This is a genomic window from Paenibacillus sp. 2TAB23 (assembly GCF_052115165.1).
GTDB lineage: Bacteria > Bacillota > Bacilli > Paenibacillales > Paenibacillaceae > Pristimantibacillus.
Map to the genome: position 1 here is coordinate 37413 of NZ_JBFRGD010000011.1, position 15753 is coordinate 53165.

A 15753-nucleotide genomic window follows, 5' to 3' on the forward strand; every position below is an offset into this window, starting at 1 on the left:
CGCGTCACTGTGGTCATTGGGTTGTATGTATAAAAAACCGTTATTCCCGAACCCAGCCCTCTTCGATCTCCAGCTCGCGAATCACCTTAGCGGGGCTTCCCCCTGCGAGCACGTTGCTGGGTACGTTTTTGTTAACGGTGCTTTTAGCTGCAATAACCGAGTTATCGCCGATTGTGACGCCAGGAAGAATGGTGCAGTCGGCTCCAATCCAGACATTGTTGCCTATCGTTATTTTTTTGCTAAGCTCGCCTTTATCGGCGCTATCCATGCGATGGTAATTGCTGTCGAAAATGCTCGTTCTTGGACCTATTTTAACATGATCGCCAATAGTAATTTCCTTATTAGCTGCGATGCCAACGCCTGCATTAATATAGACATGATCCCCAATCGTTAGCTTCGCGCCTTTGGTGCTCGTTATTTGAACGGCCCATGGGTGTCCTACGATGGAAAGGCCTCTACCGACCTCGATCGCACCTGTTCGATTAACAAACACTTTGCCGCGCAGCTTTGGAACGGTATTCCCGAATTTGTAGAATCCTTTGAGCTGGTACAGTACAGTATTAAACCTCATATAAATCCTCCCATTCCACAAAAAAAGTTCGCTTTTCGAATATTATATCAGAAATAACGAATATATATCGTTATAGTTATTCGAAATGAATAATTTATAATAAAGTATCTTAACTCGCTATGTGTTGAAGAGAAGCCCTTGCTGCTGCAATCATTCTTGCTGGAAATAACTGAAATTTACAGGATGCTTTTTTGTTTAGAAATTGTTTAATACCATTTGTTAGAATTATGATTGTCTAAAATAGTATTTGTTTTTACAAATTGTTGATAACAATCAGGAGGAAAAATCATGCACGTTGCACATTCAGGCAAAGATTCATTCGTCAAAAAGTTTTTATTGGTTGTCATTTCCTTTATTTTAGTGCTCACGGCTGCACCGATTACGCCTGCACTGGCGGATTCAGAGTCGGACTCGCTGCCAATCTATGTGGGCTGGCAACAATTTGCGCACACCGGTGCTGCTGCCGTTGTATCTAATGATTCGACAAGAGTACTGAACTTCCCGGCTATCCCTGGTCGAAATAACGCCGCTACAACAGCGGGCGGACGATTAAGAGTAGTGCCGGTAACAAATGATTCAAGCGGCATCGTCGTTCGAACAAATAAGATTAAGCTTGACGGCGGCTTTAGTACTTATTTTGTCATGCATTTGAATGGAAGCACTTCTCTGAATAATACTGGTTTTCCCGGACCCGCTGATGGACTAACCTTTATTATTCAGGATAACCCTACACCTGTTCTAGGCGGGGTAGGCGAAGGAGTAGGCTATGCCGGTATTCCAAATTCCGTAGGTGTAGAGTTCGATACGTGGAAAAACCTCGGACCTCATAAGGGGATTCAATACAATGACCCCAACACCCCTTTTAATCGCTTGAATCAATATCATCCGATAACCAATCCAAACGCTCCTACTGCTGATCATGTCGCTATTGTTATGAATGGCGACAACCATCACCAACAGGGCAGCGGTGACGTAATTGATAATTTGCAAGGCGCCAAATTTCGTTTGTACGATTACGGTGTAAGCAATGCTTACGTTCATGTTTGGGTTGATTACAATGAAGATGGCCTTCTTACCACAACTTATGGTCTAAGTGATAATCGAGCTAATGCAAATAACAGATCACTGGAACGTAACGTCGGCATGTCCCTTATGAACAAAGAGGTATATGTAGGCTTTGGTGCAAGTACGGGAGGAGCCAACTCCCATCATGATATTTTGGCGTGGTACTTCAAAAATTCTTACGTCGAGGGAGGGCTAGACCCGAACGGAGATTATAAGCAAGGACCAAGTGCAGTTACAATCAATAAAGTATTCTCCTCGGATAGTGGAACGCAGACCGGTATTGATATCAAGGTAAAAGGAATTAGCAGCAGTGATAATCTGCCTAATGAACAGGTTGATATCTACGTTAATAACCAATTAATAGATGGCGAATACCGTACAAACAGTGAAGGCGAACTCGTATATACCTTCAATGAATCAAGTCATTTGCAGGACGGCAGCAACACCATTACCGTAGTCACCCGTAACGGAGGCACCTCCGCGCAAACTTCGGCGGTTAAGACCACGACGCCTGTGGCGAACGATATCGTATTAGCCTATACGACAAAAGGCATATTGACCATCGATGGGGTTCCGAATGGAGTTGCCGTAACACTATACGACGACAATCATGAAGTCATTGTGACTTCTCCAATCGTAACGAACGGAACGGTTCGCTTGCAATTGACAGACGCCGGCAAAGATATCCTAACTGAAGCTAGCCAAATTGATATTTCATATGCCAAGAATGGGGAAGTGATCAGCAATAAAACAGCAATAACCCCAATTGTGCGCAGCAGCGCGCCTGAAAAAGAGACAATTGTCACGAATGTACCAAAAAACACAGTAACCGTTAAAGACGTCCCACCAGGCTCGACGGTTAATGTGTATGGTGAAGATGACGAGCTCATCGGTACGGCTACTAATGACGGCGATGCCGAAGCAGTCCTTGTAGTCACTATTGACTCGCCAACCAAGCTTCAAGAAGGTGATGTTATTGAGGTTACGATAACCGAAGAAGGCGGCAAGACAGAAAGTGAGCGAGTTACAAGCAAAGCAACGCTGGAGAGCGACCCGCTGGATGGGGAAAGTATTCAAACAAACGCCACCGATAATACGGTAACGATTAAAGACGTACCTCCAGGAGCGACCATCAACGTATATGACAAGAACGGCGACGTTATTGGAACAGCTACTAACACTGGCTCAGAAGCAGAAATCGTAGTTGAAATTAAAACACCTCATACGCTTGAGGCAGGCGACATCATAAAAGTTACCATTACAGAGACAGGCAAGCTGGAAAGTGATCCAGTACCTAACGAAGCGAAGCTGGATAGTGTGCTTGACATAAATAACGTTAAGACGAACGCAACAAACCAGACCGTAACAGTCAAAGATGTACCGCCGGGTGCAACCATTCTAGTATACGGCCAGAACGGCGATGTCATCGGTACGGCTACCCATACAGGCTTAACGAAAACAACCGTTCTAGTCACTATTGAAACGACACCCGCCCTTACTGAAGGCGACGTTGTAAAAGTCACGGTCACAGAAAACGGTCATCTGGAAAGTAAACCGGTAGTGAGCGAAGCGAAATCGGAAAGCTCGCTGCTTGAGACCGACAACGTAAAAACAAACGCGACAAAAAACACAGTAACTGTTAAAGACGTACCACCAGGCGCAACCATAAACGTTTATGACAAGAACGGCGAGGTAATTGGTACAGTCACCAACACAGATACTTCCACTGCAACCGTTGTAGTTACCATTGGAGCCCCGCATGTGCTTGGTGAAGGTGACTTGGTTAAGGTTTCCATTACAGAACCTGGGAAGCTGGAAAGCTCACCGATTTCAAGCCTAGCGAAATCGGAAAGTGAATCACTCGATCGTTCAAATGTTGAAGCAAGTGTGTCAAATGACACCGTCAAGGTAGTAGAGGTGCCTGCTGGCGCGACCATTATCGTCTACGACGAGAATGGTACGGAACTGAAACGTGAAGTAAATAGCGGAACGGAGACGGGAACCGTTGTTATCGAAGGGCTTGAGCTCGAGCCTGGAACCAAAATTCAAGTGACAATAACGGAAAAAGACAGATATGAAAGCAAGCCCTTGCTTATACATGTCGAGTTCTCGACAGACGAAGCAATTGATGATGCGCTGCGTGCCTTGCAAATTGGCTACCAAGCGAACGATACATGGGAGAGCGTTACACTGCCTGTACTCGTTATAACTACAGGAGCAAATGACACAACGGTTGAGTGGGCCTCAAACAAGCCGAAGGCGATTGAAATCTCATTGCCTGCAAATGGAACGGTCGAGACACTTGTTCATCGTCATGCAAAGGATGAGAGTGTTATACTCACCGCTTCTGTCTCTAAAAACGGCGTAACGAAAACCCGCACATTCCTGTTAATTGTCAAGGCTGAGAACGTAACGAAGACAACGATCGAGAATTATCGACAAGTACAAATAGTCGGCGGCTCAGACGACGAGGTGAATGAGCAGGTTGGCATTAATCGTGTTACGTTATCGAACGGAATCAAAATAGACAAAGCTATTTTCGATTCGGCAGCAGCAACTAGGTTTGTCAATGATCTTAGAACAAAAAACGGGGTTTCAACGATATATGTGAATGAGGTTATAGGAGATGAGCCCGGTGAAATTGCGGTTGAAATTCCTGGACAATCTGTAAGACTGTTAAACAACAATCAAAACACGTTGGATATACGCACAGAATATGCGACCTTATCCATTGGGGCAAATGTAATTGACCAAATGGCAGATCGTTATCTTGACTTGTTTTTCCGCTTAATTCCAGTAAAAGATGCTGGCCAGCAAGCTGAATTAAATACCGGCATTGTAAAGGAAACAGCAGTCAGAACAGCGGCTGGAAACAAAGACGTTGAAGTATTAGGCTCCTCGCTGGAAGTTGAAACGAACTATCGTGATTACACAACAACCCTGTTCTTACCGTTCGCAAAGAACGGAATCACGCTGCCTGCAAGCAATGCAGACAGCTTCCTGAATTCGCTTCGGGTGTTTGTAGAGCATAGCGATGGAGAAAAGATTGTGATGAACCCCACCATTGTATATAACGGTGCCACTCCAATCGGGCTAGAGATTGAAATTGACAAGTTTAGCGTTTTCTCGGTTATCCAATTAAAAGAACGAGCGACAGGCGGAGCCGTTGTTTCGCCAGTTAAGCCAACAGAGCAGATTAAGAAGGCAATCGTCGACTCAAAAGAGGGAACCATTTACCTTGATCTAGCTGACGGCAGCGGCAAGGTGGACAAATCAGGTTTTATTGTAAAAATCAGCGGGAAGGCAGCGGATATACAAGACGTTAGAATGGATGGCAATCAAGTTATTATTCAGCTGAAAAACCCTATCCCGGCAGGCTATGAAGCAACCGTATCTTATACGCCGGGCAGCGGTTCGTCAGGTACACTGCAGCCATTCGCCGATCTGACAATTGCAAACCCGGGCCATCATATCGCTTATATCAAAGGCTTCCCTGATGGCAATTTCCGTCCGAATAACACCATCACGAGAGCGGAAATGTCGGCTATACTAGCCCGCAACAGAAATCTATCTACTAATTACGAATACCAAAAATTGTACCCGGATGTTGCGAAAGGCTTCTGGGCAGCAGCTAACATCGAGCAGCTACAAAATATCGGATTAATGATCGGTGATAAGCAGGGCAATTTCCGGCCAAACGATCGCATTACGAGAGCCGAAATGGCAATGATTGCGGCCAAATGGTTAAATGCCGATCTTGACGGACCATTTACTAGTACATTTGACGACGTATCCGATCAGCATTGGGCTGCATCCGCCATCACCGCTGTAAACAAAGCGGGAGTCATGATTGGTTTTGAAGACGGCTCATTCGGCCTGAAGGAATATGTAACACGTGCGCAGGCTGTTACCATTATGAACCGCCTGCTCGGAAGAGGACCGCTTACAGGCGTGCCAACACCGACATGGCCGGATGCGCCTTCTGCTCACTGGGCATTCGAGCATATTGAAGAAGCTTCACAGGATCACTATTACACATATCTTCCAGATGGCAAAGAGCTGTTATTTAAGCAATAGCACCATCTTGGTGCAATTGAAGTGAATCAAAGCTCAACCATTCTTACATGAAAAAAGCCAAGAAATATGCCGGTTGGTAACCCGGTATTTTCTTGGCTTTTTCCTTGCTAAACAAACAGGGAAAGTTGTTTGTGGTGTACCGTAAGGGGAAGCTTGATAGAACCTTCTAATTGAAAATTAAAGGAAAAGTAAATGTAACGAATGCTGCCCAAAGCCCATAGACCGGCAAATACTTCGTAACGGCATTTTGGATGGTTAAAGACCTGGTTTTGTTTTTTAGAAAATGCATATAAGCGATCATAATCCATACTAAATTGGCCCAGATTAATATGTTCACCCCTAAAACTGCAAGCCTGTTTGGCGTTATTCCATAAGAAGAAAGCCTGAACACGATGGCCGATAATGCCACACTGTCAATGATAAGAGCAACAACGATAAGGGCAACATTTATAAAATCAGAAATGTTCTTTTTATCGTCTTTGCCGCTTTCGGTAATGGAAAATATGGTGACCGCCAACACACTAAGGAGTATACCGTTAAAGGATAGAAGGAAATTACGGTCCAAAAATGGATTTTTTCCGACCCAAATAACCGTGATCAAATAGACAACCAATGTGACAAGTACAAGTGGACTAAAAATTCTAGCTATATATGGCGCAATATTTTTGGAAAGCTTAAGATTGCCCGATACCAGGTATGCAGCCACGATAGCGAGAGCGGCAGCACCAAATACTACGACATTCTTGAAATAAAATTGAGAGATGTCCATTCCGACAAAACGAAATAACTGCATGGTTAATGCGGTTAGCAGCATACCGCTGATTGCCATGCTAGCATAGAGTATGAAGAACTCTCCATTCCCTTTAAGATAAGCTAATCTTGTATGGCCTCTTCCATATTCATTTCCCGTAAATGCAAGCCCCAGCAATACCCATAAGAATATAGGAAGGTGAAGATAAGACAGGATAATACTGTCTTTAAGCTCTAGCGGCAGTATATTGAGATAGAACGCTGAGATTAGAAATAACAAAGCAATGGTGTAAATAATGTTTTTTTGGGGTTTACTATTATATACAAAATAAGCTGCGATAAAGGGAAGCACACCAAAAATAAGGTTAATAGGAGCAATGGCCTCCTGTTCGGTAAATTGGAAAATGACTCTGGTGCTTATCCCGGCAAGAATGGCTAATAGGCCCATGAATAAGAAATTTTTTAGAGGCAAGGAAGCTTTTTCTGTAAGTTCAGTCTCCTTGTAATACAATCTTTCATGCCATGCAGCAAGAAGCTGCGAATCCGGATTATGCTCCCAGGCATATGAGAATGCCTTTTTAAAGGTTTCAGGTTCTTTTCTATACAATCTCTCCAGCGTTTGCGGATCAGCCATATTTTCAATAATCAGATTGTTATTGCCCACGCTATGCCTCCTCTAATTAATGTCGTAGTAAGCCCTATTCCCTCTACAATGTTTCTTAACGAGCGGTTACTGTCCCTGGCTGTCTTGGTCAGGCTTATATTCTAAAATGTCTCCAGGCTGGCAGTCTAATGCCTTGCAAATTGCCTCTAAGGTTGAAAGCCTAATCGCTTTTGCCTTCCCATTTTTCAATATAGAAAGGTTAGCCATAGTGATTCCGACCCGCTCCGAAAGCTCCGTTACGCTCATTTTTCTTTTCGCCAACATTACATCAATATTAATGATTATCGCCATATTATTCACCTCAGACCGTCAAATCGTTTTCAGATTTTATAGCAATAGCCTCTTGTAGAAGCCTTTGGAGAACAGCAGCAAAAACAGCAATCACCAAGGAAGTGAAAATCATGACCAAACCGATGACGATGATCCCTGGAGCATCGTCTCTCTCCGCTATCAGATAGAAGAGCGGCAGTCCTAACACATACAAGCTGCTGATAATAATGGCACAGTATTTTATGCTTTTTAAAGCCCGTACAGATAATTCCGAGAAAGCGATGTTCTTATCGATATAGCTTAGAAGCTTAAATGCTTGATACAGAGCAATGTAAAAAGGTATCGCAGCCGCATACATATCCATATAAACGAGATATTTCAAATAAGGATGATCGGGATACAGCTCTACCGCAAAATTCGCGATCTCAGGCACCAAAAATACGCACAAAGCAAGAACCGGAATTCCAATAAGAATAACGGCAGCCTTTAAAAAAAATGTTGTTCCTCGTTTCATATAAAGCCCTCACTTATTCGTAAATTTAAGTTGACTTTAACACATCATTTATCGTTTTGCAATAAAAAAATGACGTTTAAGAACATATTGTTGTTGTTACATTGAAAATGAGTTTGCAAAAAAAAAGCACTCCTCGTTACAAGGAAATGCTCTTCGCTCTAGATATTCTATTTGTACCTTCTCAAACAAAGCTGTCTGTCCGTAACGAATGCAGTCGGCACCGATTCTCGCTCATGATATACCGCGGACCATTATGGCATTGCACAGTATTCCGTTACTTCGTCTCACGCTTATTATTGTACAGACTTCAGGTATTCCTGCGTTTGTTTTTCCAGCTCCGCTTTCACCTTGTCTATACCAGCCGCTTTAAGCTTATTAGCGAGTTCTACGTATGCATCGTCTACGTTTTTCACCGCGCCTACAAAGATCGGGCTGCCATATTGCGTCGATACGTTGGCAATGTTGGCAATTTGCGCTTTCACATTTTCGCTATTGAAAGTAAAGCCCCCGTAGAGCTGCGGTATCATCTTGTCGCCAACGGAGTTGCGATGATCGATATAAGATTGCGGCCAATTCGCCATCGGCTTCAGCAGGTCCTTGTTCACGAACCAGAAGCCACTAGCATCAGCCGGGAACGTATTATTTTCAGATGTTACACCTTCTGGCAAACCGATTTTGTCATCTGCTGTAATCACATAGTTCTTGCCTTCGATTCCGAACGAAGTTAAGTACACATACGCAGGGTCTTGCATAAGCAGATCCATTGCCTGCAATGCCCGCTCTGGATTTTCCGAGCTTGCGGCTACAGCAAGACCATTGTTTAACCAAGTATTCTGAGGCACATGTCCTTGCGGAGATACGGTAGTCAGAATATCTACTTCGATACCTTTTGCTGCGCAATTCTCGGTTACGGCAGCTACGTCTAGGGTATTACCGAATGCAACACCTGATTTACCTTCACAGAAGTTGTCCTTGGAACGCGTTTTGTTGGCATAAGGGTTTTTGTTTACGTAACCTTTGTCATACCATTCCTTCATCGTGTTGGCTGCAAACTTGCCTGCTGTCAGGAAAGGTTCCTCCACAGTTGTAAATAATTTGCCTGAAGTATCCTCGAAATCGTATCCGATGCCTTGCGCCATCGGATTGCCCGAATCAAGCGGCTGAGTATACGCAATTTTTTCATTCGTTAAGTAAAGAAACGGACTCGGCAAATCGAACTGACTGTCCAGATTAAGCGGTATCATATCCTTCTCGTTCTTTTTGATCGCTTCAAGGTATGGGCCCAGTTCCGAAAACTTTTCAACTGCTGGTATATTATATTTTTCGCGCAAATCGCGACGTATCAAAGCCACGCTTGCTTTACGGTCAGGTGTGGATGTTGGGACCATGTATGGAATGCCGTTAATTTCGGCCGACTTCAAACCGGCCGGGTCCAGCTTAGCCATATGCTTTGGCATATATTTGTTTAACATATCCGCGTCTAATTCATGGAACGCGCCTTTCATCGCTTCTTGCACGTAGAAATTCCAGTCGGCCGTGAAAATAATGTCTACGTCTTCGCCCGAAGCCAATACCAGCGGATACTTGGACTGTACTTCGCCCCAACCGATATAGTTCAGGTCAAGCGTTGCATTGATGTCTTCCTTCATTTTTTTGTTAATCTCTGCGATAACATCCGGCATGCCTTTTGGCGCATCGCCGAGAAGATACATTTTAAGTTTAACTTCCTTCGAGTTGTCAATGACGCTGTTGTCTACAGCATTCGAAGGCGTACCGGAGGCATTCCCAGTTTCGGAAGGCTTGTTGCCATTGCTGCCTCCGGAGCAGGCAGACAGGACGAGCATCGACATCATCAAAGTCATAATCGCCACATTTACTTTCTTTTTCACTTTATATCCCCCTTATAAATGATAATGCTATATAAATCCGGCAAGCAGATTCATATCGTTGAAGATACTTTGCGCATGAGTAGTACGGTTAGCCTTTGACAGCACCGATCGTAACGCCCTTTACGAAATACTTCTGGACAAATGGGAACACCAGCAGAACCGGCCCCGTAGCAATTACCGTCATTGCCAATTTGAATGTTTCTTTCGGCTGGTCCAGAGCTCCTGCATATTGAGCCATAGCGGAAGACATGTTGACCGATGACAGCATTTTGTAGAGCATATACTGCAGCGGTACCAGATGATCCTTATCGACGAACATCATGGCTGTCCACCAATCATTCCAGTAAGCAAGGGCTGTAAATAAGCCAATAGAAGCAAGTGCTGGCTTGGATAGCGGCAGCACCATCTGGAAGAAAATCCGATACTCCCCAGCTCCGTCAATTTTGGCAGACTCAATGAGTGGTTCAGGTATCGAGCCGCGGATAAAGCTACGCAGAATGAGAATAAACATAACGTTGAACATCGGAAGAAGAATAAGGACGCCGAGCGTATTTTTCAACTCCAAATAGCGGGTGACCAGAATATAGAACGGTGCAAGACCACCATTAAACAGCGTCGTGAAAAACAAGAAGAACGAAAGTGCGTTGCGATACTTTATTTCCTTGCGGTATAGCACGTAGGCAGCCATCGTCGAGAATAGCAAACCTATGAGCGTGCCGATAACTGTAATCAAGATCGATACGCGGTAAGCCGACAGCACCTCTGCCGGATAGCGGAATATAAACGCATACGCATCGAACGAGATCTCGCGAGGCCAGAACCAGTACCCTGACTGTAGTACGGAGCTCTCCGAGGAGAAAGAGCCTGAGATTAGCACGATAAATGGAATAAAGGTAATGAATGAAATGATGCCGATGAGGCTGTAGGATAGAATGGAAAACACCGGCGATGAATTCAATTTGTTAGTATTCAACCTGTATCACCTGCTTGTCTTAGAATCGCATGATTAGAACAGTGCCTGATCTCTGTCGTAACGTCTGACGAGCCAGTTCGCCGTCAGAATAATAATGAGTGTCAGAATCGATTGATAGAAGCCAACGGAGGAAGCCATTCCGAAGTCTTGCGTATTCACAAGAGAGCGGAATACGAGCGTATCGATAATGTCAGTCGCATCCATCAGGGAACCGTTATTCCCAATCAATTGATAGAACATATCGAATTCGCCGCGCATGATTCGCCCCAAACCAAGCAAGACAAGAATAATCATCGTTGGCTGCAGTAGCGGCAGCGTAATTTTCGTGATTTTCTGCCATCGATTCGCACCATCGATCGTTGCAGCTTCATAAACCTCCTGGTCGATACCGACGATGGCTGCCAAATAAAGGATGCTTCCGTAGCCCACCCATTTCCACACGTACAACAAAGGCAGCAGGATGAACCAATACCAGGTTGTTGAATAAATATCAATCGCGTCCATGCCTAACTGTCTAAAAATCACATTGACAATGCCAAATTCGTAATTAAGGAAATTGTACACAAATGCCGAGACCGTAACCCACGAGATGAAATAGGGCAGGAATAGAAATGTTTGCGTAATTCTTTTGAACCACTTTTTTATAATTTCCGAGAGCAAAATAGCGGTGACTATTGAGAAAATGGTATACATTCCAAGAAAAGCGATATTGTACAAAATCGTATTTCTAGTTACGATCCATGCCTTGCCCGAAACGAAAAAATATTCAAAGTTCTCAAAACCATTCCATGGGCTGCCAAAAATGCCGTCCCGATAATTAAATTCTTTGAATGCCATCACGATGCCCACCATAGGCGCGTAAGCAAAAATCAAAAAATAAATCGCGATGGGAATAAACATGGTATATAGCGGCCAGTGCCTGCGCAGCTCCCCGAACACCGATGTCTTCCCGATCCTAACATTCCTACCTGGCTTGTTCGCTGCCTTCAGGGCCGTTTCTTGCTTCATTTCATCACCATCCGTATTCTGATATGACTTTATTGTAACGGCAACGGAATTGGTAACCTACCAGACAAAGTTACGATGTTCTTTGAAAACCTATGTTCTCAGTCTTTCTTCACTTTCGAGGGCAATTTAATAGTGACCCGCGTACCGACGCCAGGAGTGCTCTCGTAGTCCAGCCCGTACTCCGCTCCGAACAGCAGCACAATTCTTTCCTGAATATTTCGCACGCCAAAACCGCCCGTCCGCTTACTGCTCCTCCCCGTAACCGCCCCGGCCAATTGCTTCGCGTCCATGCCCACCCCATCGTCTTGAATACGCAATAAAAGCCCTTCATCGCTGACTACCGCTGAGATATGAATCGTGCCTTCCTCGTTATCCTTCTCACGGATGCCATGAAGTATGGAGTTCTCTACGAGCGGCTGCAATATAATTTTCGGGACTTCGATATCCATGGCTTCCTCGGCGATCTCAAGCCTGAGATCAATGCTTCCACCAAAACGCATATTTTGAATTCGTACGTAAGCCTCTACATGCTTCAGCTCGTTGCAGAGCGATATTTTCTCTTGGCCATTGGAGAGACTTAGCTTGTAGAATACCGCCAACTCCTCGACAACGGTCGAGGTGTCCTTCTCATCCGTCTCGATCGCCATGATGTTGATTAAATCGAGTGTATTATAAAGAAAATGAGGGTTAATCTGTGCTTGCAGCGCCTTAAGCTCTTTATTCTTCACCTCACGTCCTAGTTGATAGGTCTCATCCAGCAGTTTCCCAATATTGACGACCATTGCGTTATAGGTATAGATAAGTTGTCCAATCTCATCCTTATTCGCAACTAGCTGGGTGAGACTGAAATCACCATCCTTCACCCTGCGCATATGCCTACTTAGCTGACGCAATCGCTTTGTTGACGAACCCGCAACAAAATAAGACAGCGGCAAAACAAAGGGTACAATGATCAAAAAAATAGAAATTAATTGGTTGCGCGTTTGATAGACAGCAGCCATAATATCGGATTCGGGAATAATGATGACCAGCTTCATCGTCATATTCTGCACAAAGGATTGGCCTACCAAGTAATCCCTTCCTTTGTAGGTAACATGCTCCTGCCAGCGGGATTCAAGCCCATTGCTCTCTGGAATGCTGTCAGCCAAATGCAATACATCAGCCTCAGGCAAAGAGACTGATGTACTGGTGCTCAGCAAGTCGCCGCGTTTATTGAAGAGGAATGCCGAGGAGTTGGTCGTGAGCTTCGCATGGTCCAAGACGCTCTGGAGAGAGGAAGCCGAAATTGCCGCGCCTGACAGCCCTGAAAACTGGATAATACTATGCTCTTCGGGGATTTTACGGAGAATGGATATCTCGCCTTTAGGTGCGTTTTGGTCCAATTCGGTAGAAGGGAGCCAATAAAAATATTCTCTTGATTCCTTGAAATGTTTGAGCCAGCCTCTATCCGCTATATGATCGATCAACAAATAGTCTCTGTTCCCGGCTTCGCCGGCGAGACCAGCCTTCAAATACAGCCTAATCATTTTGATTTCCTCATTATATGGAAACTGGCGTAACGCTTTGTCAATTCTATTCGCATGGAGTAACCATTCATTTACGTCTTCGTATCCGTTAGTGCGAGATGCCTCTTGCTGTACGATGTCATTAAAGGAGATAAAGTTCAGCACCTCATGAATGGAATCAGCCTTGTATTCGAGATAGGATTTCGTTTCCTCCATCACCTTGTGTGCAGACTGATTCGCTTGCTGCTTGCTATCGCTTGCACTCATATTGAGGTGAATGTACAGCAGCACGGCAAAAGGCAAGGCAACAGCGAACAAAACGGCCGCAAACAACTTGTAATGAATGCCAAGGTTTGACCATAAAAGAATCAAGCGTTTCATCGCATGTTCCCCTGCCTTTCCCGATATTCAGTTGGCGTGCAGCCTACGTATTTCTTAAAGAAGGTCGTAAAATAATTAGAATCGGCAATCCCTACCTCCTGTGCAATCGCATAAAGCTTGAGATTTCCATTCGCAAGCAAATCCTTCGCCTTCTCCAAGCGAACGCCCGTCATATATTCTTTAATCGTCTGCCCGCTTTGCTTTTTGAAAAAGGAGCAAAGGTACGTTTCACTCAAGCTGACATGCTCGGCAATAATCTGGATGCCAAAGCCTTTCTCATGAAAGTGGGAATGGATAAATCGGATAATCTCCCGCATTTTACCGCCACCAACCTTGCCTTCTTCCCTGTCAAACAACGCAAAGAAGGATTGAACGTATCGATGCAGCCGCTGCAAATCCGGAATAACGTCTATTTCTTTCCAAATATAACGATTCTCTCCGCCTTCATCCGTATCGGTCAAGCCTTGCTGAAGCGAAATTTCAAGTAAAATAAGGAGGTATTGAAAATAAACGTCCTTTACTCGCATAATGTCCAAATCCTTGCGCTGACCAGCCCTGCGGGTCAGCCCTTGTATAATCCGATCAGCCTGCTCGATGTCTCCCCTGCGAATCGTCTCACGAAACCGACTCAGTTCCTCCCAATCCGTCTCCAATGGCTCATTCATCCGCTTTTCAGAAGGAAAAGCAATTTCGCCATATTCCTTATAAAATTGCAAATTACCCGCATTGACGGCAGAATGGTAAGCGGTTGGAATGTCCAACAATTGCATGGCCGTTTGGCCGACACCCATATGAAACTGGATTTCGGCTCCTAAAATGCGCCTAAGCACACCTTTTAGCTGCTCCAACCTCGATCTGCCCGTCATGTAAGCGGATCCAAACGTTCCCGGCATAATGATCACGAGCCAGTTTTGCGTATCAAACCCGGCGATGGAGCTCCATTCAAGCATTTCATCACTTTTAGATAAGGCGCTTAAAATTTCTTCTTGCACGATCCGCACTTCCTTCGGAATATCCGAGTATCGCCAGAACAAGGGAGCTACCACTATCGTAAAGCTGCCTTCCGAAGGGATAAGGAACGTATCGCGATCAAGCAATGCGGGAAGCACATGCGGGGAATTCGGCTCCGATACAAGCTTCCGAACCATTTCCCGCCGCAAGATGGGCAAATGTTCGTCAAAGCTTGCTTGAAGCCGCAGACCTTCCTTTTTCTTGTCTACATCTGCTTGGCGAGCACGGACTGCCTCTCCAACTACCTCCTTGATGCGCTCCGGGTTAATCGGTTTCTCAATGAATTGAAAAGCCTGCAATTGAATGGCTGACAATAAATATTCTTTGTCCGAGAATCCGCTAAGAAAGATCAGCTTGGCATCTGAATCCAACATACGGAGACGTTTGGCGAATTCGATGCCATCCATCTTAGGCATACGGATGTCGCATAGAATGATATCCGGTAACCAACCAGTCGCCAAATCCAATGCCAAAATCCCGTTTTTGACCGATTCGACCTCCGTAATTCCTAATGAGTCCCATGCTATCCGTTGATGTAAAAATTCTCTCGTCCGAGCCTCATCATCAATGATGAGAAGTTTTAAGCCCATTCGCGGTTCCCCCCTTTTCACTAGATGATTCATAAGCTTTCCACTACTCGGTTAAATAGGCTGACATACGCTTTATATCTCAAGATTACAGGGGCATGCATCTAGGAACAATGGACAATCCCCTGCTCGACATGGACTATACTCTTATTGACATGTATGGAAAGGTCGAATACAGCGATCCGATAGTGTTTCAAAGAGGCGAACTCATGCGCTCTCTAACTTCATATGATTTTCCAGTCCCTATAGTGAGCTCAAGATGCCATGAAAAGGAAGCAAATTACGATTGTCTTCAATATCTTAGGCTGATTTCTTTGCTATAAAGGGCAATACCGCCTATAATGGACTTCCAAAAGAGTTTCGGAATAGTGCAGATGATATCTGGCAAGGGTTTATGCCAATAACTCGTTCAACGATCTGGATCAGAACATGTTCAAAAAAAAACAGCAGCCCAAGGTTATTTTGACCTTGGGCTACTGTTTTTTTCG

Annotated in this window: 10 protein-coding genes; 1 reads left to right on the forward strand and 9 read right to left on the reverse strand. The window is 44.6% G+C overall.

Annotation, left to right across the window (positions count from 1 at the left end; all coding sequences use genetic code 11):
- Window positions 1-40: 40 nt before the first annotated feature.
- Window positions 41-571: an acyltransferase gene (locus AB4Z29_RS16770; protein WP_441944187.1), complete on the reverse strand. Its 531-nt coding sequence runs from the start codon at window positions 569-571 to the stop codon at window positions 41-43.
- 288 nt (window positions 572-859) lie between these two features.
- Between AB4Z29_RS16770 and AB4Z29_RS16775 the strand changes: the two genes are divergently transcribed.
- On the forward strand, window positions 860-5713 hold the full coding sequence (locus AB4Z29_RS16775; protein ID WP_441944188.1) for an S-layer homology domain-containing protein: 4854 nt from the start codon (window positions 860-862) through the stop codon (window positions 5711-5713).
- A 166-nt stretch (window positions 5714-5879) separates the two neighbouring features.
- Here AB4Z29_RS16775 and AB4Z29_RS16780 read toward each other — a convergent pair whose 3' ends face one another.
- The 8 genes from AB4Z29_RS16780 to AB4Z29_RS16815 all read right to left on the reverse strand — a co-directional run bounded on the left by AB4Z29_RS16780 (window position 5880) and on the right by AB4Z29_RS16815 (window position 15268).
- A complete protein-coding gene (locus AB4Z29_RS16780) occupies window positions 5880-7127 on the reverse strand; it encodes a DUF4153 domain-containing protein (protein ID WP_441944189.1) in 1248 nt (415 codons plus the stop codon).
- 66 nt (window positions 7128-7193) lie between these two features.
- On the reverse strand, window positions 7194-7418 hold the full coding sequence (locus AB4Z29_RS16785) for a helix-turn-helix domain-containing protein (protein WP_441944190.1): 225 nt from the start codon (window positions 7416-7418) through the stop codon (window positions 7194-7196).
- A 10-nt stretch (window positions 7419-7428) separates the two neighbouring features.
- Window positions 7429-7911, reverse strand: coding sequence for a DUF2975 domain-containing protein (locus AB4Z29_RS16790; protein WP_441944191.1), 483 nt, complete (start codon window positions 7909-7911; stop codon window positions 7429-7431).
- A 293-nt stretch (window positions 7912-8204) separates the two neighbouring features.
- Window positions 8205-9800: an ABC transporter substrate-binding protein gene (locus AB4Z29_RS16795; protein WP_441944192.1), complete on the reverse strand. Its 1596-nt coding sequence runs from the start codon at window positions 9798-9800 to the stop codon at window positions 8205-8207.
- A gap of 88 nt (window positions 9801-9888) precedes the next feature.
- Window positions 9889-10773: a carbohydrate ABC transporter permease gene (locus tag AB4Z29_RS16800; RefSeq protein WP_441944193.1), complete on the reverse strand. Its 885-nt coding sequence runs from the start codon at window positions 10771-10773 to the stop codon at window positions 9889-9891.
- 33 nt (window positions 10774-10806) lie between these two features.
- Entirely contained in the window at window positions 10807-11673 is an 867-nt protein-coding gene (locus tag AB4Z29_RS16805) for an ABC transporter permease (RefSeq protein WP_441944347.1), read from the reverse strand.
- 206 nt (window positions 11674-11879) lie between these two features.
- Window positions 11880-13667 carry a cache domain-containing sensor histidine kinase gene (locus AB4Z29_RS16810; protein ID WP_441944194.1) on the reverse strand — a complete coding sequence of 596 codons (1788 nt, stop codon included), beginning with the start codon at window positions 13665-13667 and terminating at the stop codon, window positions 11880-11882.
- A complete protein-coding gene (locus tag AB4Z29_RS16815) occupies window positions 13664-15268 on the reverse strand; it encodes a response regulator transcription factor (protein ID WP_441944195.1) in 1605 nt (534 codons plus the stop codon). The genes AB4Z29_RS16810 and AB4Z29_RS16815 overlap by 4 nt, the downstream gene beginning before the upstream one ends.
- Window positions 15269-15753: the final 485 nt, after the last annotated feature.